This window comes from Haloprofundus sp. MHR1 (genome assembly GCF_005155585.1).
GTDB classification, from domain to species: Archaea; Halobacteriota; Halobacteria; order Halobacteriales; family Haloferacaceae; genus Haloprofundus; species Haloprofundus halophilus.
This window is the reverse complement of the sequence record NZ_CP039833.1, coordinates 934,571-960,774: the sequence shown is the minus strand read 5'-3', so window position 1 is coordinate 960,774 and position 26,204 is coordinate 934,571. Positions and strand designations below refer to the sequence as shown.

Here is a 26,204-nt window from a genome sequence, read left to right as displayed (position 1 = left end):
GTCAGGTCTCGGCCTCTGCGGCCGGCGACTGCTCGCGTTCGAGCACCCGCCGCGTCGACGTGCTCAGCTCGACGAGGTGGCAGATGGGGTTGCCCGGGTAGACGACCGGGTTCTCCAAGATACCGACGAGCAGCCCCGTGAACGGCGCTTCGACGGCGATGTTGTCGTCGAGAAACGGGTTCGTGATGGTGCAGATGCGGTCGCCCTCGTGGACGAGCGCCCCCCGCGAGTAGTGCATGTCGACGATGCCGCCGGCGTCGGCGCGGATCCACGTCTTCTCGCGGTCGCCCGTGATGACCGTCCGCCACCCCGGCCAGCGGACGCTGTCGGTCTCGGTGAGGCCGTACTCGGCGAAGACGCTTCGGACGCCGTCGAGCGCCTCGTCGATGAGCCCCCGCTGGAAGCGGTGCGCCTCGCCCATCTCCAGCGTGATGGTCGGGACGCCCGCGCGCGTCGCCTCCCCGCGGAGCGACCCGTCCGGCCCCTCGCCGTCGAGGATGACGTTCGAACCGAAGGCGCGCGCGAGTCGGTTCACGCCCTCGTCGGCGAGGTTACCGCGGACGTGGAGCATGTTCGTCCGACCGCGGGTGGAGGTGTGGAAGTCGAGGCCGACGTCGCACGGCTCGATGAAGTTCTGGAAGATCTGGTACGCCATCCGCTTCGCGCTCGTCGAACTCTCCGACCCCGGAAACGAGCGGTTCAGGTCGCGGTCGAGAATCGGGAGGTACCGCTGCTGGGCGAGAAAGCCCGGCACGTTCAGGACGGGCATGCAGACGAGCGTCCCGCGGAGCTCGTCGTGGTCCCACCCGTGGGCGACGGTCCGAACCACTTCGATGCCGTTCAGTTCGTCGCCGTGCGCCGCCGCCGAGAGAAACACCGTGGGCCCGTCGCGCTCGCCGTTGACGATGGTGACCGGAATCCGAACCGGGTCGCCGAGGTACGTCTCACTCACGCTGTACCGGAGGTTCTGCGTCTCGCCCGGGTCGACCCTCCCCCCGTTGTAGGTGAAGGACGAGTCGTCGCTCATGGGCTCCCTCGGGCGGGGTCATATATAAACACCAATATAAACGTCGACGGCGAGAACGTGTTCAAATTGCCAGCGGTTCGATTACACTCCGCCGCGCACCGTCGCGACGAGATGCCCGAGTCGTACTCCCTTTCGATGCCCCGAACAGGGGTCCGACCGGCATATCTTTGAAACTGGGTTCGGTATATCTGTCCACATGGCACTTTCAGACGACGAGGCGGTACGCGTCGGGGTTCTCTCGCTGCACAACAGCAAAGAGACGAAGGCGATCCTCAACGCCGTCGAGGAACTCGGTCACGAGCCCGTGTGGCTTCGCCGCGAGAACACCGCGATGAGCATCGAGGACAGCGAGGTGTCCATCGAACCCAGTGTCGACGTCATCGCGAACCGACTGCTCCTCTCGAACACCGAAGAACCCGCCGAAGGACTCGGTCTCGCGACGACGTTCAACCGCGTGCGGCCGATGCTGAACGAACCCGGCGCGGTGCTGACGGCCATCCACAAGTTCGCGACGGCGGCGACGCTGGCCGACTGGAACATCCAGGTTCCGGACGCGCTGCTGGCGCTCTCGAACGACCGACTGAACCAGGGCCGACAGCAGTTCGGCGACGTGGGCGTCTACAAGACCGCCATCGGCACCCACGGCGGCGGGACGTGGAAGGTCGACCTCACCGAACCCGTCAACCCGAAGGTCGGCAACCGCCAGGCGTTCCTGCAGGAGCTCATCGAACGCGACAGCGACCGACACCGGGACCTGCGCGTCTACGTCGTCGGCGAGGAGATCGTCGGTGCGATGCACCGCTACGCCCCCGAGGGCGACTGGCGGACGAACGTCGCCCTCGGCGGCGACGTCCAGAACGCCACCGAGACGATGCCCGACGAGGCGGCCGAAACCGCGCTCTACGCGTCAGAGGTCATCGGCCTCGACTACGCCGGCGTCGACCTCGTGGAGGGCAACGACGGCTGGTACGTCCTCGAAGTGAACCCGACGGCCGGGTTCAAGGGGCTGTACAAAGCGACCGGCAAGAGCCCCGCGCCGTACATCGCGCAGTTGGCCATCGAGCGCGCCGGCGGCGACGTCGACGACGTGCGCGTCGAGGAGTTGTCGAGCACGCTCGACGACTCCCGACCGTCGTGCATGCCGCGCATCGAACCCCCGGAGAACGAGGAGGTGCCGATGATCGGCTACATCGAGGACGTGGTCGTCAGCGGTACCAGCGGGTCGACGCAGGCGCTCGCCAAATCCGACACGGGCGCGACCCGGACGAGCATCGACACGTCGCTCGCCGCCGAAATCGGCGCGGGTCCCATCAAGAGCATGACGCGCGTCAAATCCGGCAGCATGAAGCGCGGGAAGGCCCGCCCGGTCGTCGACCTCGTCATCGGTATCGGCGGCAACCAGCACACGGTGACCGCGAGCGTCGAGGACCGCAGCCACATGGATTTCCCGCTCCTCTTGGGCCGCGACATCCTCGAACACTACCGCGTCGACGTCCGTCGCCGCGCAGACGCCGACGCCAAGGACGACGACGAACGCGAAGAGGAGTACCTCGAGTAACGGACCCGGTCGTCACGAGCCCCGTCTCTCACCCGCTGCTGTCTCTCCTTCTCTCTACTGCCGTTTCGCTGCGTCTCCCCTCGCGAGTGTCGGAATCGGGACGCATTTGCCTCCGCACCCCGTGATTCGACCATCCACAGTATGACCGACGAGGCCGAAACCGTGCTCCGCCGAGACCCTGTGATGGCGGAACTCATCGACAGACACGACCCCTACTCCGAACCGAACTGGAGCGAGTACGAGCGACTCTGCATCTCCATCATCAACCAACAGCTCTCCACCGCGAGCGCCGCCGCCGTCAGAGAGCGCGTCTTCGAGCTGCTGGAGGGCGACGTGACGCCGGAGGCGGTGCTGGACGCCGACGAGGCGGCGCTGCGCGACGCGGGGCTCTCGCGGATGAAGACCGAGTATCTGCGCAACGCCGCCCGGGCGTTCCGGCGAAACGACTACACGAAGGAGGGGTTGGCCGCACACACCGACGACGAGGTCGTCGACCGACTCACCGAAATCAAAGGCGTCGGCGAGTGGACCGCGCGTATGTACCTCCTGTTCGTCCTCGAGCGAGAGGACGTCCTGCCGCTGGGGGACCTCGCCGTCCGACGAGGTATCGAACTGCTGTACGGCGACGGCGAGGAGATGACGCGCGCGGAGATGCGAGAAGTCGCCGAAGCGTGGCGGCCGTTCCGTTCGGTCGCGACGAAGTACATCTGGGCCGAGTACGAATCCGACTCCTGAGCGTTCGCGCCGCGTCGCTCCCGACTCCTGCTGCGTCGCTCTCGGCTTCCACCGAATCGCCTCGGATTCTCGCAGCATCGTTTCCGACTCGCGCCGCATCACCCTCGACTCGCTCGGCCGGTCGGACGGTGCGTCGCCGTCCGCCGCGTTTTCCCCCGCTCTACCGGCCGACCGGCAGAATCTCCACGAACCATTTGCGTAAACTGAAACGGAGTTGTCCGAATCCACGAGGGAAACGTTGAAACTGACGGCAACCGAGGATTCGGCCATGGAACTGGATGACGTCAACAGTATCACCGTTCTCGGTGCGGGGAACATGGGCCACGGCATCGCGGAGGTCGCGGCGCTCGCCGGCTACGACGTGGTGCTGCGCGACATCAACGAGGAGTTCGTCCGGAACGGCTACGACCAGATCGAGTGGAGTCTCGGGAAGCTGGCCGAGAAAGACCAGCTAACCGAGGAGGAAGCCGACGCCGCGCTCGAACGGGTCACGCCCGTCGTCGACCTCGGCGACGCCGTCGCCGACGCCGACGTGGTCATCGAGGCCGTCCCCGAGAAGATGGAGATAAAGAAGGACGTCTACGGGGAACTGGAGGCGAACGCCCCCGACCACACCGTCTTCGCGACGAACACGTCGAGTCTCTCCATCACCGAACTCTCGGAGGTGACCGAACGACCCGAGCGGTTCTGCGGGATGCACTTCTTCAATCCCCCCGTCCGGATGCCGCTGGTCGAAGTCATCTCCGGCGCGCACACCGACGAGGAGACGATGGACCTCGTGGAAGGTCTCGCCGAGTCGATGGGGAAATCGCCGGTCCGCGTCCGCAAGGACAGTCCGGGCTTCATCGTCAATCGCATCCTCGTCCCGCTGATGAACGAGGCGGCGTGGATCGTCCACGACGACGTCGCCACCGTCGAGGAGGTCGACAGCACGACGAAGTTCGACATCGGCCTGCCGATGGGCAGCTTCGAACTCGCAGACCAGGTCGGTATCGACGTGGGCTACCACGTCCTCGAATACATGCACGAGGTGCTCGGTGACGCCTACGAACCGTGTCCCCTCCTCGCGGAGAAAGTCGAAAACGAGAACCTCGGCAAGAAGACCGGCAAGGGCTTCTACGACTACGAGAACGGCGGCGTCGACGTGCCGACGGACGCCGCCCGCGACGACGTGAAGCACCGACTGCTCGCCGTGATGGCCAACGAAGTCGCGGCGCTCGTCGAGAACGACGTCGCCGACGCCGACGCCATCGACCGCGCGGTGATGCTCGGCGGCGGCTTCCCGGACGGTCCGGCGAAGATGGCCGACGACGCGGGTCTCTCGACGCTCGTCGAGACGCTCGACGAACTGCGCGAGGAGACCGACGCGGAACGCTACGAGGTGGTCGACTACCTCCGCGAACTCGCCGAATCGGGCGAAGGGTTCCACGGCGGCGACGACGGCGAGGAGGGTTCCCTGGAGTTCGACAACGTCCGCGTCGAGATGGAAGGGACCGTCGCTCACGTCGTCCTCGACCGACCGCACCGCCTCAACACCATCAGCGGCGACCTGATGGACGACCTCTCCGACGCCATCGACGCGCTGAGCGAGGACGACGAGGTGCGCGCCATCCTCCTGACCGGCGCCGGCGACCGAGCGTTCTCCGCTGGAGCCGACGTGACGAGCATGGCCGCCGGCGGCGCGGACCCGATTCCGGCCGTCGAACTCTCGCGGAAGGGTCAGCAGACGTTCGGCAAACTCGAAGAGTGCGACAAGCCCGTCGTCGTCGGCATCGACGGCTACTGTCTCGGCGGCGGAATGGAACTCGCCGCGTGCGCGGACCTCCGCATCGCCACCGAGCGCTCCGAACTCGGCCAGCCGGAACACGACCTCGGCCTTCTACCGGGGTGGGGCGGCACCGTCCGCCTCCAGCGCATCGTCGGCACCGGCCGCGCGAAGGAGATAATCTTCACGGCGGAGCGCTACGACGCCGAGACGATGGCCGACTACGGCTTCCTCAACCGCGTCGTCGACAACGACGAACTCGAAGCCGAGGCGATGGAACTCGCGCAGTCGCTCGCCGGCGGTCCGCCCATCGCCCAGCGCTACACGAAGCGCGCGATGCACCGCGGCTGGGAGGACACCGAGGCCGGACTGGAGGTCGAAGCGCAGGCGTTCGGCATCCTGTTTACGACCGACGACCTGATGGAGGGAGTCATGGCCTTCTCCAGCGACCGCGAACCGGAGTTCGAGGGGAAATAACACGCACACCGACGGCGTAACGGAATCTTTAAACTTCTCTGGGCGACAGTTGAGAACGTCGCTCGGTTGGTGTAGTCCGGCCAATCATCTTGGCCTTTCGAGCCGAGGACAGGGGTTCAAATCCCCTACCGAGCACTTCTTCCGACGCCGCACTCGGAGCTACAGCGTCGATTCTCTCCGGTATCTTCTGTTTTGTAGTATACTATAACTATATTGAAATTCTCCCAAACAGATAATACTCGGTCACCGAATAGAACTGTCGATAGGGGAGTACAATGGCGAACACGGAGCTACTAACGGGTCGTCCAACCGAGCAGCCTTCCGAGGAGCGACTGTCGAGAGACGTCTCTTTTTCGATACTATCGAACCACCGGCGCCGGTACGTGTTGCACCACCTCAAGCGGGTCGGCGAACCGCTCACTATCCGCGAGTTGGCCGAGCAGGTCGCCGCCTGGGAGAACGACTGTCGCATCGAGGAGTTGACGTACAAGCAGCGAAAGCGCGTCTACACCTCGTTGCACCAGACGCATCTACCGAAGCTCGACAGCTACGGCATCATCGACTACGAACAGGGTCGGGGGGTGGCGACGCTCACCGAGCGAGCGACGGAACTCGACGCGTACCTCGAAGTCGTCGAGCGCGACGACGTTTCGTGGAGCCAGTACTACCTCGGGTTGGCGAGCGTCTCGTTGGCCGCGCTCGCGGCGACCGGTGCCGGAGTGCCGCCGTTCACGCAGGTCTCGGACCTCACGTACGCGGCACTCATCGCGGGGACACTGCTGGTCTCGGCGAGCGTCCACGCCTACCGGATGCGGCGGACGCGACTCGGCGCGACCGAGCTCCCGGCCGAACTCGCATCGACCGCTCCCGAGCGCGAGGGACGCTTGAGACGACTTCTCGATACGCGCTGAGTGGGTCCGGTTCGGCGCAGCACTCCGTACTTCCCGCGTCGGTATTACTCGTCCCGAGAGAGATACGTATGCGCTTCGTACGCCGTGAGAACGGCGAAGAGCAGTGCACATCCCGCGGCGACGACGGGACCGACGGTATCGGGGAGAGACATCCAGAGAGCGATAAGCAGTAAGCCCAACACACCGATGCCCAACGCGTACGGCGGGGCGTCGGGGTCGTCGGTTCCGGAGAATCGCATGTAGGCGAGCACTCGGTCGGCGTTGGCCTCCAGCGAGACGTTCTTCGAGTTGTCGTCGTAGTCGACGACGCCGAGGTCGTCGAGTTTCGGCAGGTGCGTCTGGTGCAAGGAGATGTAGACGCTCTGTCTCACGTTCCGCGGCGGCGGGTCTTCGCCGGACTCTATCGCGCCGATGTGCTCGGAGAGGTCCCGAACGGTCTCCTCGCCGGTTTCGGCGAGTCGTTCGAGCGTCAGCCGTCGCCGGTCGTTCCGAAGGACGTCGTGAACGTCGGCTTCGGAGAGTTGGTCGGCCGGTGGCTTCTCGGTCTCCGTTCGCGTCATCGGCGGGTTGTCATGTGTCGGGAGTGTCGGAACCGCGTACCGTGTTGGTGCGTTACGCCGTCTGGCAGGGGGCGAGGCGATACGACTGTACCCCGAGACCACGTTCGGGAGGTGACGAACGTCCCGTCTCAGCGTCGGAGCGCCGGAAAGCGACTACGGGCGACGAAAAAGCCGGCCGCGAGCGCCGTCAGCACCAGAAACGCCAACCCGACGACTGCCGGAGCGGCCGACAGGACGGGTGCGCCGAGTACGCCGGCGGCGACGAGCGCGGACCCGAGGACGCCGAAACCGAGATAGTACTCGTCGTGTCGAGACCGGTCGGCGGGCGTGTCCAGCAGATACGCGGCGACGGTCTGGGTGTGCTGTCCGGGAGCGACGTCTTTCGCGTCGGCGTCGTAGTCGACGATACCGAGGTCGTCGAGTTTCGGGATGTGCGTCTGGCAGAGCGAGACGTAGACGCTGTGACGGACGTTGCGTGGGGGAGTGTCGCTGTCCGTCTCGATCGAAGCGATGTGCTCGGAGAGCGCTCTGACCGACTGCGTCTCTGCTCGGTCCGCGAGCAGTTCGACGACGTGCTGTCTACGCTCGTTTTTCAACACGTCGTAGATGTCCGTCTCCGCGAGCGACTTCTGCCGGTCGCTCCCCCTCTGTCGCCGTCGGAGCGCTGCTCCCATGATAGCCATTCGTCTCCACTGAAATAACAAGAAGCTATCGGATTTCTTTGTGCTTTTCTCCGGGAAGAAAAATACGGGAAGGGGGGAACGACGGCCGAGAGTTCGGGGACAGTACGCCGAAGAGGTCCCTACGAGAGCCACTCGTCGGGTTTCGTGTCGTAGTCGATGTCGCCGGCGGCGATCCGCTCTCTCAGCTCCGGTTCGAGGTCGTGGTGCTCGAACGTCTCGCCGTCGTAGCGGATACGGATACCGTTCTCGACGGGCGTCGGTTCGCGGTTACGCCGGCGGGCCACCTCGACGTCGTGGTCGTCGTACTCTTTGATGATCGTCATCAGATTCACCGGGTGGCCCCACAGGTCGTACGTCCGCTTCAGCACCTGCTTGGCCTCGCCCAAATCGAGCATGATGCCGTTGTACTGGTGGCCCAAGAGCAGTTCGTTCCGGTTGCCGTAGTTGCCGTCGTAGACGGCGACGGTGGGTTTGCCGAAGTTCGTGAACTGCAGCAGCAGTTTCTTCTTCACGTCCTGGTAGTCGGTGCTCGTCACGCGGAAGTCACCGCTGGCGCGGGTGAACTCGTAGGTGAAGTAGTGGTTGGTCGTGACGAACTCCTGCGTGAGGAACGCGTCGAGGAACGTCACGTCGTTGTGACTCTCGCGGATCTCGCGCATCCGGTCCCACCCGGCGGCGTGGTCGATATCCGCGAGCGCCTCCTCGACCGTCGCGTACTGCTCGTCGTCGAACATGTAGCGCGAGAGCTGTTCGAGTTCCGAGCGCCGGATGCGGCCGAGGAAGCCCCGGTTTTGGGGTTTGACCAGCGAGAAATGCCGCTCGGCGAGTCCCTCGTAGGTGAGGACCTTCCACGGGTACTTGTCGACGTCGACGGTTCGTTCGTCCTCGTCGAGTTCGTTGTCGGCGTACTCGGAAACCGCTCGGTCGAGCGTCTCGGCGTCGACGCGCGGGTCGTCGCCCAGGGCGACGAGTTCGTCCAGCGTGTCCGGACGGATGCCGTCGAGCGCGGGGTTCGGTTGCAGGAGCTCCTGCACCTCGTCGAAGTCGACGACTTCGTGGAAGTTGCGCCACGAGACGCCCTCGACGCGGAGGAGTTTGTCGGCCACCTCCCGGCGGTTCGTCGTGTTCTCGATGTACTCCCACAGTTCCTTGCCGAGTTTGTACGGGTTCAGCCCCGGCGACCCGAGTACCTTCGCCTGGTGGTCGGCGTACAGCAGGAACTCGTTCTCGCCCGCGAACCGCTCTTCGCCCATCATCAGCGACTCCCAGTAGGCGGCCCACCCCTCGTTCATCACCTTCGTCATCTTCTGCGGGGCGAAGTAGTACGCCTCCGTCCGCAGCATGTCGAGCACGTCGCGCTGCCACGGCTCCATCTCGGCGGCTCTCCCCTCCTCCTCGTCGTACTGCATCCCGTGCTGCTGGAGGTAGCCGAGCACGTCCTTCTGCGGGTCGGTGAGGTCGGCGGCGGCCTCCTCGGCCTCGGCCAGTCGGTCGAGCCACTCCTCGTCGAACACCTGTCTGCGCACCTCGTCGGAGATGTTCATCCCCTCCAGTCGCTCGCGGAGGTCCTCGGGCGTCGTCCGCTCGCGGGGGTCGGCCGCCTCGTCGAACGGGCGGTGCTGGTCGATACAGTCCTCCAAGCAGAGCACCGCGTCGATGAACTTCTCGACCTCCGCGCGGTCGATTTCGGGGTCCTCCATGTAGTTCGCGATGGCCTCGGAGTGGCGTTCGAGCATCGCCGCGGCGTCGAGGTCGCCGCCGAACAGTCCGAACCAACTGTTGTTGGCAAAGAAGTCGGCGTGGGCCTCGACGTGGGTGATGACCGCCTTCTGGTCGGCCAGCGTGTTCGACTCCTGGAGGAACGCGTGGCTCGGGTCGTCGTTGTTGACGATCTCGAACGCCTTGCCCATCCCGAACTGGTCCTGTTTCTGCTGGCGGTCGTACGTCATCCCCCAGCGCCAGTGCGGGTACCGGGTCTGGAAGCCGCCGTAGGCGATGAGCGCGTTCATCTCGTCGTAGCTGACGACCCAGTAGTTCACCGGGTACGGTTCGAGGCCGAGCTTTCGCGCGAGTTTCGCCGCCTCGCGCGTCGGTTCTTCGAGTTTCGTCGCTTCCTTTCTCGCCGTCAGTCGGTTCGGTCTCATTGGTCGTCGTCCTCCGTGCTCAGGATGTCGTAGATGGCGTCGATCACGTCCTCGGGGCGCGAGACGCGCGCGACGACGACGTTCCCGTTGCCGCCGAGCGCCCGTTCGACCTCCTCGGCGTGCGTCGCGTTGATGGCGTTGCCGCCGGGTTGCGTCTCGACGTACGCGTGCAGGTTCGCCGGAATATCCTCCATCAGCGGCACGACGTTCTCGGTCGTGTCGTTCGAGGAGTTCTCGCTGTCGCCCGCCGCGAACACGTAGCGGTTCCACTCGTGCCACGGGTACTCCTCTTCGAGAATCGCCGCGGCGAGTTCGTACGCAGAGGAAATCTTCGTGCCGCCGCCCGAGCGGATGCCGAAGAACTCCTCGCGTTCGACCTGCCACGCCTCGGCGTCGTGGGCGATGTAGACGAACTCGGCGTTGTCGTACTTGCCGGTCAGATACCAGTCGAGCGGCGTGAACGTCCGCTCGACGAGTTCGCGCTTCTTCTCGCGCATCGACCCCGACACGTCGCGGATGTTGACGACGACGACGTTCTTCTCCTTCTTCTCGATTATCTCGGGGTGGCGGTAGCGCTCGTCCTCGCGGCGGAACGGCACCTCGCGCAGGCCCTCGCGGCGGATGCGCTGGAGCGTGGTCGTCCGTTCGACGTTCTCCTCCATCTCCTCGAAGCTCGACCACTTGTCGCGCTCGTCGTCGGGAACGTCGCCGTAGGCGTCGTCGACCCACGCCCACGAGACGAGGATGTTGTTCTCTCGGGCCCAGCGGAACACGTCTTCGGCGTCCTTGCCCTCGACTTTCAGCGCCTCTCTGACGTACTCCTCGTCGAAGTCCATCGAGAGCTTGCGCTTCAGCCCCTCCTTGAACAGGCGCTCGAAGTCGAGCGTGCTGTTCGGGCCGCTTCGCGTCACGTCGGTGAAGTCGCCCTCTATCTCCTCGATGACCTCCTTGCCTTTGGGTTCGAGGTCTAATCCGAGCTGCTCGTCGAGCTCCTGGGCGAACTCCTCGGGGTCCATCTGGTAGTACTCGTGGTCTGCACCCTCCTCGCCGGGGTCGCCCTCCTCGTCGCCGTCGCCGTCACCGGGTTGCGGCGGGCCGACGGGCTGGCCCACGTCGGGCGTCCCTCCCTGTCCCTGTCCGACGCCGCCGCGGTCGCGGACGTCGTAGGCGAACTCCGGGAGGTCCACCACCTTGATGGGGATGTTGATGCTGTTCGCGCCCGACCCGCCGAGGTCACCGTAGCTGATGAACTCTTCGAGGTCTTCGCGGCGCTCTTCGCCGACTTCGCGGAACCGTTCGAGGTCGTCTCTCAGTCCCATCTGTAGCTCACCTCTCGCATCACCTTCCGGCTGGTTAACTCGGCGCTGGCCGCCGAGTAGCCCGCTTTCGCCATCCGCTCTACGGTTTTCTCCTTCAGCCGCGCCGTCTCGGTGTTCGCCGGCGGGTCCTCCCACTGGCGCGGGTCGAAGTCCTCGAACAGGCGCTGCACGTCGCTCCACTCGTGGTTCTCTAAGACGGCCCGGATGACCGGAATCTCGGTGAAGTCGACCTTGTGGACCGCGAACCCTTCGTCGCGGTTCTCCCACGCGTAGCGGTTCAGCGCGGAGATGACCTTCTCGCGGCGGAATCGCGCCACCTGGGGCGACGGGTCGTTACCGGTGTACGCGTCGTCGTCGAACCGGCCGAGGTGTTCGGTCTCGAACAGTTTCATCAGCAGCGCGTCGGCTTCGACGGGGCCGCGTTCGGTCTCTATCTCCTCGTCGCCCGCCCACGCGTACACGTGTTCGACGTACTCGGCGACCGTCTCCTGTTCGACGTGTTTCTCCGCGAGGATGGCGTCGAGCACGTCGCGCTCCTGCTGGTCGAAGATGTAGCCCTTGACGCTCGCGAGGCGCGACTCGTACTCGGCGACCTCGCCGCGAGAGAACACCGGTGCGGCTCGGAGTCCGTCGGCCATCGCGTCGAGCACGTCGTCCGGCATGACGACCCGTTCGACCGGGAGGTCGGCGTGGGCGCGCTCGCTCTCGCGTTGGAGCAGGTCGGCGACGGTGTCTCGGGTGTACGTCACGGGGATGCCGTGGGTCCCCTCCTCGCCGTCGCGGTCGAACTCGAAGTCGTCGACGGTTCGCCGCTCGTCGCCCTCCTGCAGGTAGCCGCGGTCGAACAGCAGCGCCTTGTCGACCAGCGTCAGTCCCGAGGGGAGGTCCTCGCCGTCGAGGCGCGTGACGACGCTGTACAGCGCCGCCGCCTCGACGGCGTGGGGCGCGAGTTCGCGGTCGACGACGGTGCCGCCCTCGTCGCGCACCGAGACGGTGACCGGTTCGCGGATGCGCGCTTCGATTTCGCTGTAGTCGACGTCCTCCCACACCGCCGTCTCGCTCGTCAGCTCCCGGTGGATGAGCTGGCTTTCGAGACTCAGGTTCGTGAGGTAGCGGAACTCGTGTTTGTCGAGGCGGCGCTTCAGCGCCTTCAGCGGGTCGCGCCCGTTCCGGTCGGCGAACTTGTCGAGTTCGACGCCCAGGTCGGGGTTGGAGATGATGAGCAACTGCGTGTCGAGGTCCATCCCGATGCCCTTGTCCAACTTCACGCGCCCCTCGTCGGGGACGTTCAGCAGTTTCTGGAGCAGATCGGAGTGCTGGGTGGCGTCCTCGACGATGGTGAGGAGGCCGTTGCCCTGCGAGAGCACCCCGTCGTAGCTGAACGCCTGCGGGTTCTTTCGCCCCCGCGAGTCGAGTTCGCGGAGCATCCCCGGCATCCAACTGCCGACGAGTCGCTCCTTCGGACTGCCGTCGTCCTCGGAGTGCAGCACGCCGATGCCCTTGCCCACGTCGACGACGTAGTTCTTCACGCGGAGGTGGCGCGTGTCGGCCACCGCCGAGAACAGGTCGACCTTCCCGTTGCGGCGGTACTGCTCTTCGAGGTAGGAGTACGCCTCCCGCGAGAACGGGTCGAGCTCCTCGTCGACGACCGTCGGGATGTGGTCGCCCGACGAGTCGTTCAGATCCGTCAGGAGCGCTTCGCGCACGTCCGGCGGGAACACCGTCAGCGGGTGGACCTGCACCGGACTCTCGTACCAGTTGTCCTCGTTCTCGCCCGACTCGTCGCCGCCGTAGCTCAGTCCCCGGGTGTCGGAGGCCGTCGAGACGTTCCACTCGACGGTGTAGCGCCGTCCTTCGGGGGTCTTCGAGTACTCCCGAAGCCCGTTGATGAGACACCGCTTTAGCTCCGATTTCCCGGTCGCCGTCGGCCCGTCGAACCAGAGAATCTTCTCGCTCTTGCCGCGGTCGGCGGCGATGGTTCTGAGGTCGGCGACGAAGCCGTTGAGCACCTCGGTGTTGCCGAGGATGGCGTGCTCGCCGTCGTTGTGGGGGTCGTCGAAGAAACGGTAGCGCCGACGCTCCTCGCCCTCTTCGACGACGGTCCGCGTCCCCATCGACTCGATGGCCTCTAAGAGGTACTTCGAGGCGTGCGAGGCGATGGAGGGCGACTCGAACGCCGCGTCGACGTACGTTTCGAGGCTCATCGGCTCCTCGTACGCGCCGCGCAACTCGGCGTCGGCGGCGCGAATGTAATCTTCGCGCATGGGTTTACGTCTCAAGTTCGGCTTTGGCCACCTCCGCGCCGGCGAACTCGAGTACTTCGCGCGCCCCCTCGCGGGAGTAGCCCTGCTCTTCGAGCGCGTCTATCCAGGCGTTGCGCTCGTCGTCGTCCAGTTCGTTCGCCGACACCAGCGCGGAGAAGTTGATGTTGTGCTTCTTGTCCTCCCACAGTTTGCGCTCCAGTGCGCGGCGGAGGCGGTCGTTGTCCTGGGGGTTGAACGACGTGCCCTCGCGGGCGCGCCGCGAAACCCAGTTGCTCACTTCCTGGCGGAAGTCGTCCTTGCGGTCGCTGGGAATCTCCAGTTTCTCCTCGACGGAGCGGAGGAACTTCTCGTCGGGGTCCTGCTCGCGGCCGGTGAGTTCGTCGCGGACGGTGGCGTCGTCGATGTACGCCATCACGTGGTCCATGTACTTCTCGCCCTGCCGCTGAATCTCGTCTAAGTCGTAGGCGAGCGCGTGGCGCACGTCCTCGATGGCGCGCTCCTTGTACTCGTCGCGCACCATCTCCAGGTAGCGGTGGTAGCGCTCGACGTTCTCCTCGGGGATGGAGCCGTGGTTCTCCAGATTCTCCTCGAAATGCGTGAAGATGGAGAGCGGGCTGAGGTAGTCGCGGCCGCGGTGCGTCGAGTCCATGATGGCCTCGGCGATCTCGTCGCCGATGAAGCGGGCGGAGACGCCCTCCATCCCCTCGGCGATGTCGGCTTTCGACTCTCCCTCCTCGCGGAGCTTCTTCACGTCCACGTCGTCGCCGTCGTCTATCTCGCCGTTGTACGCTTTCGCCTTCTGCGTCAGCGAGATGCGCTCGCCGTCGGGTTCGGTGATGCGCGTCAGCACGCCGAACAGTCCCGCCATTTCCATCGCGTGCGGTTCGATGTGCATGTGCGGCACGTCGGCGTTGCGCAACATCTTGCGGTAGATTTCGGCCTCCTGGGTGTACTCGAGGACGTACGGGAAGTCGATGCGTTTCGTCCGGTCGTTGAACGCCTCCATCTTCTCGTCGCCCTTCTTGTCGCGGTACTCGGGCATGTTCGTCCGCCCGACGATGACCTGGTCGATGTCGATTCGGGGGTTGTTCTTCGGCTTGATGGTCTGTTCCTGACTCGCGTGCAGGAAGTCGTAGAGGAACTCCCGCTGGAGTTTCAGCAGCTCCTCGCCGGAGAACAGACCCCTGTTGGCGTTACAGAACGCACCCGAGTAGTCGAACGCGCGCGGGTCGGACTCGCCGTACACCGCGAGCTTCGAGTAGTTGACGTCGCCCGTCAGTTCCGTCTCGTCCTGGTTCTTCTTGTCCTTCGGTTCGAACGTCTCGATGCACTGCCGCTTGTTCTCGCTGGCGACGAGTCTGATGATCTCGACGTGGTTCTCCAACACCGACTGGAGGTCGTCGTCGTACTCCGCCAGCAGTTTGTCCATGTAGAACTCGCTGGCGGGGTCGAGCGACTGCTCGTTGCGGATGGTGTACGGCGCGTCGAGGTTCTCGTTCAGTCGCTCGATGACTCTGTCGCGCTGTTCCTGCGGAAGCAACACGATGGGGTCCTGGTTCATCGGCGACTGGACGGTGTCGTCGGCGGGGTCCTGGTCGCGGATGACGTCGCAGAGGTTCGTCCACCGGAAGGTGTACATCCGACCCTCGTCGCGCATCGTGTAGTCCTCGAAGTAGCGTCGGACCATCAGGTCGAAGTGCGACTTGCCGGACCCGACCGGGCCGAGAAGGAGTTTGATACGCTTCTCGGGGCCGAGTCCGCGAGCGCCGCTTTTCACCTTGTTGACGAACTCGTGGATGGACTCGTGGACCTCGCGGCCGTAGAAGATGTTCTCGCCCTCGTGGAGGGGGTCTTCCGACGCCATGAGGTACTCGACGACACCGGCGTCTTCGTCGTACTCGGTGCCGTAGTAGTCGAACATGTCGGCAACGCGCTGGTGGGCGTTGCGAGCGATGCGCGGGTCGTCGTACAGTTCGCGCAGGTACCAGTCGAACGTGTTCGCCTCGCGGAGGTCCGCTGGCACGGAGTCCTGGTAGTGCTGGCTCAGGTCTTCGAGGGTTTCGATTTCGCCGTTCATTGTATCACTGACGGAGTCTCGTGTAGTCTGCGGACGGGCGCCTGTCGCGGACGAAAGCTCCGTCGCGCGACGACCGGCCGCGACTCGCCGGTCCGCTGACGCGTCGCTCGCGCCGTGGGGCGTGGTAGTCGTGGCCGACAGTCGTTCGTCCGTGACATCGTTTGACACACCTCCTTCGCGCACGACGACGTTATCGGCGACTGCGAACGACACAGAACGGCTCTCGTTTGGCGAGCGGTGCGGGGAGGGTGATTGCTGCATCCACCTCGGAGTTGTCCGAGACTATTTAGAGTGTGAGTCAGTAGCATACATAAGTCTTTTCCCAATTTCGGGTCCGTTCACGAAATTGGAACGGAGAAATAGGCAGACGCAGCGACGATGGACGACGCTCCCGAACCTATCACGAGAGAGATTTATGTACTCGCTCGCACTTTCGAGGGGTAATACCGGGAGACGGGAGCCGCGACCGACCGGCGCCGAGCGTCGAACGCGACCCGCGACGACGAACGGGTCGGCTTAACCGCTCGGCGACCGAACTCCCTCGTATGAGCTTCGATGCGCTCCCCGACGGGTGGACCGTCTGGAACGACGAACCGGAGGGCCGGGCGATTCTCGCCTACCGACCGGACGTGTTCGACAGCCAGCAGTTCCCCGCCCCCTGTATGCCGACGGTGTTTCTCAGCAACGGTTCGCGGAAGCGGCGGCCGGGTGCCTCCCAGATAGAGACCGACACGTGGCACGTGACGCTCCTGTTAGAGCCCGAGATCGAGGCCGAGACCACCGAGTACGACTCCCGAGCGGCCGGCGTCGACGGCGCCGTCGAGTGCGCGCGTCGGTTCGCCGACGGCGAGGTGGAGTACCGGTCGCTGTACCAGGTTCCGCGCGAGGAGTACTTCGAGAAGCTCGACGAACTCACCGGCCGCGAGAGCTGAGCGTCGGCTCGGCCGACCCGGTGTCCGACGGACGCGAGGCTTAACACCGAGGCCGTCAAACGCCCGCTCATGTCGACCGTCACGCTCATCGGCACCCGCCTGGCGGAACCGGGCCGAGAGTTCGTCTACGAGGGCGAGTCCACCGCCTGCAAGGGGTGTCCGTACCGAAAGCAGTGTCTGAACCTCTCGGAGGGGACGCGCTACCGCGTCCTCGACGTCCGCGAGAACACTCAGACCCTCGAATGCGCGGTCCACGACGGGGGCGTCCGCGCCGTCGAAGTCGAACCCGCACCGGTTCCGGCGAACGTCCCCTCGAAGGGGGCGTACGCCGGGAGCAAAGCCCGCCTGCAGGGGCCGTGTCCGCACACCGAGTGTCCGAGCCACGAGTTCTGCGAACCCGACGGCGCCGACTTCGACGAGGAGTACCGCATCCAGTCTATCGTCGGCGACCCGCCGCACGACTACTGCCACCTCGACCGGTCGCTGACACTCGTCGAACTGGAACCGAAGGAGAACTGAGTCGACTCTCGGCGCGTCGGCGTCGGGTCGCTTTCTCTCGCCGTCTCACTCCAGGGTGCCGACCCGCTCGGCGGTGTAGCCGAACAGGTCGGGGTAACCGTACGGCGAGAGCAACACCGGGTAGAAGTCGACTTCCGCGGCGAGTTCTTCGCCGTCGTAGGTGGCGAACCGTGCGCCCGCCTCGACCGCCTCGAAGTTCGTCGCGAACACCTCGTACTCGCCGGCGGGCGGCTTCGGTATCTTGTCCGCCAGTCGGAAGACGGACACTTCGTCGCTCAGCCCCGCGTCCAGGCGGTCGGCGCTCTCGGGGGCGGGGAGGACGCCCGTCGCCGCGAGGAAGCCGCGAATCAGGTCGTAGGCGTTCTCGGCGGCTTCGTCGCTGCCCTGTAATCCGCACTCGACTTCGACGGTGTGGGCGTGGTCGATGAGCCGACCCTCCGCGAAGCCGTCGGTCTCGACGAGCACGTCGACCGGGAGGTGCGGGCAGACCGCGCGGGCGACGGCGTCGACCGAGTCGACGACGGCGAACGGTCGCGGCGTCGACTGCGTGGAGTGCAGCGCCAACACCGTGCAGTCGCGGAGTTCGGTGACGAGGTCGTACGCGAGGCGGCGCTCGTGGCTCTCGGCGTCGGCCGACCCCGGAAAGGAGCGGTTGAGGTCGTCGTCGAGGTAGCGAACGCCGCGTTCGAGCGCCTCCTCGTTGGCGACGACGAGTTTGACGGGGCGTTCGACGGTCGGCTCTTCGGCGAGCAGGCGTTCGACCGCGAGCGGACCGCACGGCTCGTCGCCGTGAATCCCGGCGACGACGGCGACTTCGGGTGTCCCCTCACCCAGTTGGTGAACACGCATGAACGTGGCCAAAGCGGGGGACGGTGATATCGTTTTAGAAACTCCCGGAGAGCTGTCATCGCGTCGACGCCACCGAGAGAACCGGGAAAGTTCAGTCGAGACGGTCGGCGTACTCGTAGTCGGATTCGTACGCCGTCGGTCGGTGGTCGTCGAGGCTGATGCGAAAGCCATCCAGCGCGGTCGGGTCCTCCAGCGCCGCCCGCATCGCCTCTCGGATCTCGGGCAGGTCGACGCCGTAGAAGTCGTCCGGGACGCCGCGGAGGTACTGGAGCGCGGTCCGGAACAGCGAGCGCATCCCGTCGTCGTCCTCGAAGTCGAAGTGCTTGTACGTCCCCGCGGCGACCTGCACCATCCCGTGGAGGAAGGCGCTCTCGGTGGTGCCGCTGCCGTAGTTGTACCACTCGTCCTCGAAGCAGTCGTGGCTCTCGTGGAACTCGCCGGCGTTGAACAGGCGGACGCCGTGTTCGACGGCGCGGCGGAGCGTAGCGTGTTCCCACCGGTTGTCCGCGCGCCACCCGGTCGGGTCGCCGAGCGGCGGGGCCACGCTCGGGTCGCGGGTGTGCTCGTCCATATCGGTGAGTCCGCGTCGAGACGGGTAACTGCATCGGTGGTCCGAAGCCCGCTCGACTCGCTCGGCGCTACGGCTCCGCCGCGGCGTCGAGCATCTCGTCGACGAACTCGTCTAACTTCGACGCGTCCGGACCGGGTCGAGCGTGCGTCTCGTAGTCGATTTTCTCGGGGAGCGTCGCCGTCTCGGGGCCGATTCGGTCGCCGATTTCTCCGTCGTCTCCCCGGCGCTTTCGCTCGACCAGTTCCTCGGCCAGCGCGAGCAGGTCGTCGTCGAAGACGTCCGGTGCTTGCTCGGCGAGGAACGTCGGGACGTCGACGTGCGGGAGTTCGTGTCTTCCTTCTTCGCCCGTGGCCAGGAGGTATCGCGCGCTCATCACCGCGACGAGCACCGCGAGGTTTCGCTTCACCGTCTGTCTGGTCTTCGTCGACCGGACGGTTCGCTCGACGAACTCGTGCGACGGACGTTCCGCTCCGCTCGCCGATTTCGACTCGACGTGTTCGGCGGGGATACGCGCCGGTTCCTCGCTATCGACGAGGTGGCGCGGAATCGTGAACTCCCCGTCGCTCCCGCGACTGCGGACGACGTACGCCTCGTCGGTGCGCTCGACGATGGGATACAGTTGCTTCTCGCTGTCGACGAGGTGCCACGAGAGATACTTCCGGTAGTTCGACTTCGCGATGCCGCGGTAGCAGTAGTAGAGACTCACCGGGTCGAACGTCGCCTCGACGTACTCGCGGAGCGTGTCGGCGTCGAACCGCTCGCGGTATCGAATCGGACTCCGGAGCGCGTCGATCGCCCCGTCGTTCGACTGCGAGAGGAGTGTGGCGAACTTCGTCACGCCCCACCCCGAGAGTTCGATGTCGGCCCCGAACGTCCGCTCGACGGTGTCGCGCGGTTTGGAGAGGTGAAACCCCGTCCGGAGGTCGCGGGGCGCGTAGACGACGCCCACGTCGTAGTCGCTCTCCGGCGAGTCGAGCCCCCACGCGTGGCTCCCGCGAGCGACGGCGAGCACGACCGAGACATCGCGTTCGGCTTCGAGTTCGCGGAGCGCGTCCTCGATTCGCTCTCGCGCCTCCGCCGGAATCGTCGTCACGGTTCCGGGATGGTTTCGGCGAGTGCGTAGGTGTTTCGGACGCTCGCTCTCCGTTCCCGAACCCGTATCTACCCCGGGTGTGCCGCGAGTTCCGGAACGTTTTAGCGTTCCGAGGTTCCACCGAAAACTGCGTGCGAGGGTAGCCAAGCCCGGAAACGGCGGCGGACTCAAGATCCGCTCCTGTAGAGGTCCGTGGGTTCAAATCCCTCCCCTCGCACTAATCGCCGCCGCACTCACGCGGCGGCGTGAACGTGCACAACGGGAGGATTTGAATGAGGCCGGTCGCCTCGGCGTCCGGACGTAGTTCAAATCCCTCCCCTCGCATCGTCGGGGTCCACCCCCGTGATGCGGAAGACCGCTCTCGGAGCGCTCTTCCCTCGCAAAACTTCTCGTCGAAATCGACCGCCGAGCGACTTCGCCGTACTGCTCTTGCCGAATCCTCGTCGCCAGCGACGCCGCTACGCAACTACTGAGCACCGAAAAAGCGGGAACCCTACTGCCTCGTCGCCGCCGACAACTCCTTCAGATTGCTTCTCGCCGCCGTCGCTTCACCGCGCTCGCGACGAGCTTCCGTTGCCGGAACCGCCGTCGGTCAGCGGTCGTCCGCCCTCGGTCACGAGGCTGTCGGCGAACATCTGCGCTTCGTCGGCGGTCGGTCGGCATCCGTCGTCCATCTCCTCGCAGATGCGACTGACCAGGTCGGTCATGTGCTGGCGCTCGCCGTTCTCGTAGACGTACTCGAACACGTCGTTGTAGGCGTACTCCTCCCAGTGACTGGCACTGTCCTCCTCGAAGCGCGTGTCGGCGAGGTACTTCAGCTGTCGAGCGGCAGTTTCTGGGTGCATGGGAACGCGTTCTACGTCGACGGGTATAAAACTACTCTATTTCAGAACTGAGTTAATTACTTCGAACGGCCGATGTGCGGCGTCTCAGACCTCGAAACTGGCGTCGAGGTACGCTTCGAGCAGGTTCGGGAAGTCCCGTCCGCGGAGGTAGCGGAGGCCGAAGTCCTCCGCCCAGTCGATGATACCCGTGTCCTCGGTGACGACGCCGGCGTCGAGTTCGCGGGCGAGTACCAGCAGGTCGAAGTCCTCCTGCGAGTCGACGACGCCGCGTCGGAGCGTCTTCCGGTAGTCGTGACGGAGGTCCGAGATGGCAGCGTCGGCGACGCCCGCCTCGGCGGCGTCGCGGACGGCGTCCTCGGCGACGCGCAGCCCGCTGTCGACGCGGGAGCTCATCTCGCGCATGAACCGCGAGACGACTTCGGCCGGAATCATCACCTCGAAGCGCGAGGGGTGTTTACGGATGACCCACGTGTTCAACTGGGCCGTCGCTTCCTCGTCGACGCCGCGGTTCCGGAGTACGACCATCAGTTCGTCGTGCACCGACGGCGGCATGTAACAGGAGATGTTGAGCCGGAGTTTCGCCAGCGCCAAGGTGTCCAGCAGTCGGACGAGCGCGTCCTCCATCGTCTCGCCCTCCGCGCGAATCTCGTCGGAGAGAAACAGCGAGGTGTCGAGAACGAACCGCTGTTTCAGCGGATAGTCGGCCATCGAGCGTCGATAGGCGGGGACGGTACATGAACCTCCGTGGCGACCCGACGGAAACTCGTCGGACCGACGGCGACGTATCGCCGGCCGTGAGAAAAGATTCATGTTGGTAGGTAGCATAGCACAGTATGCGAGGGTCGCAAGGATACACCGGACGACCGCACCCGTTCACACCGGACGCGGTTAGACGCAAACACCAAGAAATCCGTAAGAGGAAATCGAGGTCAACGCGTCGCAGGAGAACCGACCCCGCCCGCATTTGGCCGTACGAGGTCAGAAGAAGGTCAAGTAACGGACGACGTGAAAACGGCGTTCGCGAAACCGACGTGAGTCGGATGGGCCGTTAGGGCGGCTGAAAACGTCCCCCGTCCGAGTCCAATTTGTGATTCTCGCCTTCTCACACACCGAGACGCGGAGCGTCGCGTCGACGTAACCCGTTTTCACCGCGCAGAGTGCGCACCGCCGACGTATCGCGTATCGAAATCGACGCCTATTCGGTCCGGTCGGCCGCCGACCTACCAATGGCAGACGTTTCACTTCGCGCGGCCGTCGCCCGACGCGCCGCCGAGGCGGGCGCGGCAGTCGCGTTCGACCGCTTTCGACGCGGCATCGACGTAGAGACGAAAGAGGGCAAGACCGACGTTGTCACGCAGGCCGACAGAGACGCGCAGGCCCGCGTCGCCGACGTCATCGCTGACGCCTTCCCCGAAGACGAACTCGTGGGGGAAGAGAGCGTAGCGCCGCGGGCTACGGAAGAAGCGAGCGGGCGAGGCCCGCGGGCCGACGACGCGCTCAAAGCCGTCCCCGACGACGGCGACGCGTGGGTCGTCGACCCTATCGACGGGACGAACAACTACGTCCGGAACATCCGCATCTGGGCGACGGCCGTCGCCGCCGTCCGCGAGGGCGAACCCGTCGCCGCCGCGAGCGCACTCCCAGCACTCGGCGACACGTACGTCGCCGACGCCGACGCGGTTTACCGAAACGGACACGAGGTCTCGGTGAGCGACGAGACCGACCCCGAGAAGAGCACCGTCGTCCCCACAGTCTGGTGGGATTTCGACCACCGCGACGAGTACGCGGCCGCGACGCGCGAAATCGTCGAGCGGTTCGGCGACATGCGGCGATTCGGCTGTGCGCAGGCCGTGCTGGCGATGGTCGCCGACGGGTCGCTGGAGGGGACGATAACGAACATCGTCACGAACCCATGGGACACCGTCGCCGGCGTGTACATGGTCCGGCGCGCGGGCGGCACCGTCACCGACCTGGAGGGCGACCGCTGGCGACACGACTCGAAGGGACTCGTCGCCTCCAACGGCGCGGTCCACGACGAGGTGCTCGCCGCGGCCCGCGGTATCGAGAAACTGGACGACTGACCGGGAGGTCCGCCGAACGTCGACGATTGCCGACCGGTTGCACGATTCGGTAGGCAGAAGTCGCCGGCCGTCCAGTTGCGCGCATGGAACTCGACGACACGGACCGTGCGATTCTCCGCATCCTCCAGGAGGACGCCCGCACCCCGTTCAGCGAGATCGCACGTCGAATCGACATGTCGAGTGCGACCGTCCACGACCGGGTGGGTCGGATGGAGAACGCCGGCGTCATCGAGGGGTACCACGCCAAAGTCGACCCGAAGGCGGCGGGATACGGCACGTCGGCGCTGGTCGGCCTCCGAGTCGAACAGGGCCACGAGGCGGAGGCGCTGGAGCGCCTCGAAGAGCTCGACGCAGTCAAGGAGATCTACCTGACCACCGGCGAGTGGGACGTGATGCTCCGGGTGTTCGCCCCCGACACGGAGGGGCTGCGCGAACTAATGTTCGACCACATCGCGGCGATGGACGGCTTCTCGCGCTCGCAGACGATGGTCATCCTCGGCACGGAGTACGAACGCGCCGGAGTGCCGCTCTGAGCGTCGCTTCGCCCGTTCTGCCGCTCTGAGCGGCGACTCGCTCGTTCTGCCGCTCGGCAGTCCCGTCTATCCGTCTCGAACGCCCGAGACCGGAACCCTCAACACGCGTCACTCCGGCAGTTCGGGTATGTCAACGGTCGCAGACCGCGTGGAGGCGAACCCCGAGCGGACGTGGCTCGCGGCGATGGCCGCGCTCCTCGCCGCCCTCGTCGGCGGGTCGCTTCTCTTTCCCCGCATCGTCTACGATGGCTTCCTCTGGCACTACTTCTGGGGCCCGGTCGTCGCCGACGGCGAAGGCGCGACGTGCGCCGTCCGCGCCGACGGCACGACGACGCTCCTCGACAGCGCCGCGGCGTGTCAGTCCGCGACGGGCTTCGTCGCCTACCCCGGCTACACGCTCGTCTCGGAGGCCGGCTACGTCGTCACCCTCCTCCTGATGCTCGGCGGCGTCGTCCTGCTCCTTCGCCGCCTCGACATCGGCACGAGTCGTAAACTCTTCTACGCGCTGTTCCCGTTCATGCTGTTCGGGGGGGCGCTCCGCGTCGTCGAAGACGCGGGCATCGCGGCGATGCGCGCGGGCGTCGAACCCGCTATCCCGTTCCCCTGGAGCGCGCTCATCATCAGCCCGTTCATCTACTTCACCGTCTTCTTCGTCACGCTCGCGGCCGTCGTCGCCACCGTGACGCTCTCGCGCCGCGGCGTGCTCGACGAGTTCTACCGGCCGCTGGCGGCTATCGGGACGGTCGTCCTCGCGGTGACGCTCGCGTATCTCGGCTACCTCGCGGCGACGACGGAGTACGTCACGTTCTACCCCCAGGTCATCACCGTGATGCTCGTCGCGACCACCGTCGCCACCGCCGTCACGTGGTGGCTCGTCGAGACGTACCGGCCCGAACTCAACGCCGGAACCGCCTACATCGGTCTGCTGCTCATCTGGGGGCACGCCCTCGACGGCGTCGCCAACGTCGTCGGTCTCGACTGGATGCCGGCGCTCGGCGCGGGGCCGAACCTCGTCCCGAAGCATCCGGTGAACGCCGGTATCGTCGACGTCACCGCCGCGGTGCTGCCGGCGTCGGTGCTCGCGGTGACCGGCGACGCGTGGCCGTTCCTGCTCGTGAAACTCGCCGCCGCGGTGTTCATCATCTGGATCTTCGAGCCGGAGATATTCGAGGAGAGTCCGCGCTACGCGATGTTGCTCCTCATCGCTGCGCTCGCGGTGGGACTCGGTCCGGGCACCCGCGACATGCTCCGAGCGACGTTCGGTATCTGAATCGGCGCTGGCCCCGTTTTCCCGTCGTCTCAGCCCGCTATCGTACTCGTCTCGCCGTCGGCGCGGACGGTGATGACCGTACAGTCGAGCTTCTCGCGGAGGTACGACTCGATGTCGGGGTCGTCCAGGAACTTCCGGAGCATTCGTCGCCAGCGCCCGGCCTGTTTCGACCCGATGACGACGATGTCCGCGCCCTCGGCGGCGACCTCTTCGAGAATCGTCTCCTCGACGAGGAAGCCGCGGCGGATGACGTAACGGGCGCGCGACACGCGGCCGAACTCCGCCTGCGTGGCCCGTTTCAGCTCCGCTCGGGTGACGTTCTCGCCGTTCTGGTAGAGGTTCACGTGGAGGACGGTCAGCTCGGCGTCTCGTTCCTCGGCGATGCGCACCGCTTCGCGCAACGTCGCCTTCGAGTGGCTGGTCAACGGGTACCGAACCGGGACGACAACCAACGTCATTACAGAACGGTCAGCGTTCGCAGGTGTGAATATTTCTATCCGGTCCGCGATAGGTACTGGAGACGTACCGTCTCGCCTACCGAACGGACGCTCGGCGAACGTCGCCCGTCGAATCCGGTCACTCGCTCGCCGGCCGTCGACCCCGGTCACTCGCTCGTCGGCCGTCGAATCCGACCGTCGACGCTCGCGGAGACGCCGAACTCGCGGGCGTACTCGGCGAGTATCTCGTGTTGGATGCCGTACTCGCCCGCGCGGTGGCGCTGCTCGATAACCGGGAACTCGTGGTCGCTGTGGAGGAGATACTCCGCCGTCGCGACGCGGTACAGTCGGTCGGGGTCGACGGGGTCGCCGCCGACGCGTACCCCGTCGAGGTCGTTTCGGTCGTCGTCCCACCGGAGCGTCGCGCCGCTGACGTGGCCGTGCCACCAGTGCGGTTCGCCGAAGTCGACCGCGCCGCCCGCGGCCTGCCGGAACGCCGTCAACAGCTCCTCACCCGTGAGTTCGGCGACGACGACGGGTTCGGCGAAGGGGACGACGCTCACGAGGTCGGCGACGGTCACTTCGCCCGACAGCGGCGGACCGTTCCGGATACCGCCGCTGTTCTGCAGGCCCACGTCGGCGTCGGCGGCCCACCGGTACGCGTCGGCGACGAAGTTGCCGACGGCGCACTCGCCGCCGAAGACGACCCCCTCGCTCCGCCGCATCGGCGTCTCCGCCTCGCCGACGACGCTGTCGAGGCCGGACTCGGCGAGTCGGCTCCGAAGCGCCGCGACGAGCGCCCCGTCGACCGGCGCGTCTCGCTCTCCGAGCCGGTGGCGCTGCGCGCGTGCGCCGTCTCCGTCGAGCGTCACTTCGAGCACCGTCCGGCCGTTGACGCCGGGTCGCAGGAGGAGCGTGTCGTCGACGTACTCGGCTCGCGCCGAGTGGACGTGCCCGCCGAGAACCGCGTCGACGTTCACCCGCTCGGCGAGTTCGCCGTCGCCCGCACCGAGGTGGGAGACGGCGACGACGTAGTCGACGCCCTCGTCGCGGAGGTCGGCGACGGCGCGCTCGGCCGCCTCGTACGGGTCGGTGAACGTCAACTCGGCGGCCTGCGGGTTCAGCGAGTCGGTCGCGGGGTCGGTGAGGCCGAAGAAGCCGATATCGTCGCCCTCGACGGTCTCGACGGTCCACGGGACGACGCCCTCGTCGCTGCCGAACGGCTCGCCCTCCTCGTCGCGGACGTTCGCGCTCACCCACGTCTGCGGGGCGTCGACGACCAACCGACGGGTCGCGTCGGGACCGTAGTCGAAGTCGTGGTTGCCGAACGTCTCCACGTCGCTGCCGACGGCGCGGAAGAAGTCGAGCGCCTGTCGGCCCTTCGAGACCAGCGCGAGGACGCCCGGCGAGGTGTTGTCGCCGCTGCCGACGACGAGCGAGTCGGGGCCGCCGAGCGAGGAGAGCAGCCCCGCGAGCCGGCCCGCGCGCTCGGGGTCGTCGTAGACGTTCTCTATGTCGGAGTAGTGGAGCAACCGCGGCATTCACTCCGCGTCG

The 26,204-nt window shown here is 66.0% G+C and carries 23 protein-coding genes and 2 tRNA genes; 11 read left to right on the top strand and 14 right to left on the bottom strand.

The genetic code is table 11. The features are described 5' to 3' along the window. Position 1 precedes the first annotated feature (1 nt). The gene (locus tag FCF25_RS04800; RefSeq protein ID WP_117595023.1) at positions 2 to 1,027 is read right to left on the bottom strand and encodes a succinylglutamate desuccinylase/aspartoacylase family protein; all 1,026 of its coding nucleotides are present in this window, start codon (positions 1,025 to 1,027) and stop codon (positions 2 to 4) included. A gap of 196 nt (positions 1,028 to 1,223) precedes the next feature. On the opposite strand from FCF25_RS04800, the gene FCF25_RS04795 reads away from it, so the two are divergent. The 5 genes from FCF25_RS04795 (at position 1,224) to FCF25_RS04775 (ending at position 6,473) form a co-directional block, all read left to right on the top strand. Then, entirely contained in the window at positions 1,224 to 2,585 is a 1,362-nt protein-coding gene (locus tag FCF25_RS04795; RefSeq protein ID WP_137047500.1) for a RimK/LysX family protein, read from the top strand. Between the two features lie 141 nt (positions 2,586 to 2,726). After that, entirely contained in the window at positions 2,727 to 3,320 is a 594-nt protein-coding gene (locus tag FCF25_RS04790) for a DNA-3-methyladenine glycosylase (RefSeq protein WP_137047499.1), read from the top strand. A gap of 268 nt (positions 3,321 to 3,588) precedes the next feature. Next, a complete protein-coding gene (locus tag FCF25_RS04785) occupies positions 3,589 to 5,562 on the top strand; it encodes a 3-hydroxyacyl-CoA dehydrogenase/enoyl-CoA hydratase family protein (RefSeq protein WP_137047498.1) in 1,974 nt (657 codons plus the stop codon). Positions 5,563 to 5,622: 60 nt separating this feature from the next. Further along, positions 5,623 to 5,697: transfer RNA gene (locus FCF25_RS04780), tRNA-Glu, on the top strand. A gap of 248 nt (positions 5,698 to 5,945) precedes the next feature. After that, positions 5,946 to 6,473, top strand: a complete 528-nt coding sequence (locus FCF25_RS04775) for a hypothetical protein (RefSeq protein WP_232819747.1) — start codon at positions 5,946 to 5,948, stop codon at positions 6,471 to 6,473. A 44-nt stretch (positions 6,474 to 6,517) separates the two neighbouring features. Here FCF25_RS04775 and FCF25_RS04770 read toward each other — a convergent pair whose 3' ends face one another. The 6 genes from FCF25_RS04770 to FCF25_RS04745 all read right to left on the bottom strand — a co-directional run bounded on the left by FCF25_RS04770 (position 6,518) and on the right by FCF25_RS04745 (position 15,520). Continuing rightward, positions 6,518 to 7,033: a hypothetical protein gene (locus tag FCF25_RS04770; protein WP_137047497.1), complete on the bottom strand. Its 516-nt coding sequence runs from the start codon at positions 7,031 to 7,033 to the stop codon at positions 6,518 to 6,520. A 128-nt stretch (positions 7,034 to 7,161) separates the two neighbouring features. Continuing rightward, entirely contained in the window at positions 7,162 to 7,707 is a 546-nt protein-coding gene (locus tag FCF25_RS04765; protein WP_117595017.1) for a hypothetical protein, read from the bottom strand. A 128-nt stretch (positions 7,708 to 7,835) separates the two neighbouring features. Then, entirely contained in the window at positions 7,836 to 9,860 is a 2,025-nt protein-coding gene (locus FCF25_RS04760) for a SpoVR family protein (protein ID WP_137047496.1), read from the bottom strand. After that, positions 9,857 to 11,179 (bottom strand): YeaH/YhbH family protein, encoded by a 1,323-nt coding sequence (locus FCF25_RS04755; protein WP_137047495.1) that lies wholly within the window; start codon positions 11,177 to 11,179, stop codon positions 9,857 to 9,859. Before FCF25_RS04755 ends, FCF25_RS04760 begins: the two co-directional genes overlap by 4 nt. Continuing rightward, positions 11,170 to 13,443, bottom strand: a complete 2,274-nt coding sequence (locus FCF25_RS04750) for a PrkA family serine protein kinase (protein WP_137047494.1) — start codon at positions 13,441 to 13,443, stop codon at positions 11,170 to 11,172. The genes FCF25_RS04755 and FCF25_RS04750 overlap by 10 nt, the downstream gene beginning before the upstream one ends. A gap of 4 nt (positions 13,444 to 13,447) precedes the next feature. Then, positions 13,448 to 15,520: a PrkA family serine protein kinase gene (locus FCF25_RS04745; RefSeq protein WP_117595013.1), complete on the bottom strand. Its 2,073-nt coding sequence runs from the start codon at positions 15,518 to 15,520 to the stop codon at positions 13,448 to 13,450. Positions 15,521 to 16,065: 545 nt separating this feature from the next. Here FCF25_RS04745 and FCF25_RS04740 point away from each other — a divergent pair. Both FCF25_RS04740 and FCF25_RS04735 read left to right on the top strand, forming a co-directional pair. Beyond that, the gene (locus tag FCF25_RS04740; RefSeq protein WP_117595012.1) at positions 16,066 to 16,452 is read left to right on the top strand and encodes a DUF5820 family protein; all 387 of its coding nucleotides are present in this window, start codon (positions 16,066 to 16,068) and stop codon (positions 16,450 to 16,452) included. Positions 16,453 to 16,521: 69 nt separating this feature from the next. After that, positions 16,522 to 16,971, top strand: a complete 450-nt coding sequence (locus FCF25_RS04735; protein WP_117595011.1) for a UPF0179 family protein — start codon at positions 16,522 to 16,524, stop codon at positions 16,969 to 16,971. A gap of 45 nt (positions 16,972 to 17,016) precedes the next feature. Here FCF25_RS04735 and FCF25_RS04730 read toward each other — a convergent pair whose 3' ends face one another. The 3 genes from FCF25_RS04730 to FCF25_RS04720 form a co-directional block, all read right to left on the bottom strand. Then, positions 17,017 to 17,820, bottom strand: a complete 804-nt coding sequence (locus tag FCF25_RS04730; protein WP_137047493.1) for a succinylglutamate desuccinylase/aspartoacylase family protein — start codon at positions 17,818 to 17,820, stop codon at positions 17,017 to 17,019. 91 nt (positions 17,821 to 17,911) lie between these two features. After that, entirely contained in the window at positions 17,912 to 18,391 is a 480-nt protein-coding gene (locus FCF25_RS04725; RefSeq protein WP_137047492.1) for a DUF309 domain-containing protein, read from the bottom strand. 67 nt (positions 18,392 to 18,458) lie between these two features. Then, positions 18,459 to 19,484 carry a DNA polymerase beta superfamily protein gene (locus FCF25_RS04720; RefSeq protein WP_137047491.1) on the bottom strand — a complete coding sequence of 342 codons (1,026 nt, stop codon included), beginning with the start codon at positions 19,482 to 19,484 and terminating at the stop codon, positions 18,459 to 18,461. Between the two features lie 133 nt (positions 19,485 to 19,617). On the opposite strand from FCF25_RS04720, the gene FCF25_RS04715 reads away from it, so the two are divergent. Further along, positions 19,618 to 19,701: transfer RNA gene (locus FCF25_RS04715), tRNA-Leu, on the top strand. 331 nt (positions 19,702 to 20,032) lie between these two features. On the opposite strand, the gene FCF25_RS04710 is transcribed toward FCF25_RS04715, so the two are convergent. Beyond that, entirely contained in the window at positions 20,033 to 20,329 is a 297-nt protein-coding gene (locus FCF25_RS04710; protein WP_137047490.1) for a hypothetical protein, read from the bottom strand. A gap of 84 nt (positions 20,330 to 20,413) precedes the next feature. After that, positions 20,414 to 21,037: an RNA ligase partner protein gene (locus FCF25_RS04705; RefSeq protein ID WP_137047489.1), complete on the bottom strand. Its 624-nt coding sequence runs from the start codon at positions 21,035 to 21,037 to the stop codon at positions 20,414 to 20,416. A 518-nt stretch (positions 21,038 to 21,555) separates the two neighbouring features. Here FCF25_RS04705 and FCF25_RS04700 point away from each other — a divergent pair. The 3 genes from FCF25_RS04700 (at position 21,556) to FCF25_RS04690 (ending at position 24,213) form a co-directional block, all read left to right on the top strand. Beyond that, positions 21,556 to 22,410, top strand: coding sequence for an inositol monophosphatase (locus tag FCF25_RS04700; RefSeq protein WP_137047488.1), 855 nt, complete (start codon positions 21,556 to 21,558; stop codon positions 22,408 to 22,410). An 83-nt stretch (positions 22,411 to 22,493) separates the two neighbouring features. Then, positions 22,494 to 22,943 (top strand): Lrp/AsnC family transcriptional regulator, encoded by a 450-nt coding sequence (locus FCF25_RS04695; protein WP_117595005.1) that lies wholly within the window; start codon positions 22,494 to 22,496, stop codon positions 22,941 to 22,943. A 127-nt stretch (positions 22,944 to 23,070) separates the two neighbouring features. Beyond that, complete coding sequence (locus FCF25_RS04690) at positions 23,071 to 24,213, top strand: DUF63 family protein (RefSeq protein WP_137047487.1); 1,143 nt, start codon at positions 23,071 to 23,073, stop codon at positions 24,211 to 24,213. A 29-nt stretch (positions 24,214 to 24,242) separates the two neighbouring features. Here the strand turns inward: FCF25_RS04690 and FCF25_RS04685 are convergent, their stop codons facing one another. Next, a complete protein-coding gene (locus FCF25_RS04685) occupies positions 24,243 to 24,671 on the bottom strand; it encodes a universal stress protein (protein WP_117595003.1) in 429 nt (142 codons plus the stop codon). Positions 24,672 to 24,817: 146 nt separating this feature from the next. After that, positions 24,818 to 26,191: a bifunctional UDP-sugar hydrolase/5'-nucleotidase gene (locus FCF25_RS04680; RefSeq protein WP_137047486.1), complete on the bottom strand. Its 1,374-nt coding sequence runs from the start codon at positions 26,189 to 26,191 to the stop codon at positions 24,818 to 24,820. Positions 26,192 to 26,204: the final 13 nt, after the last annotated feature.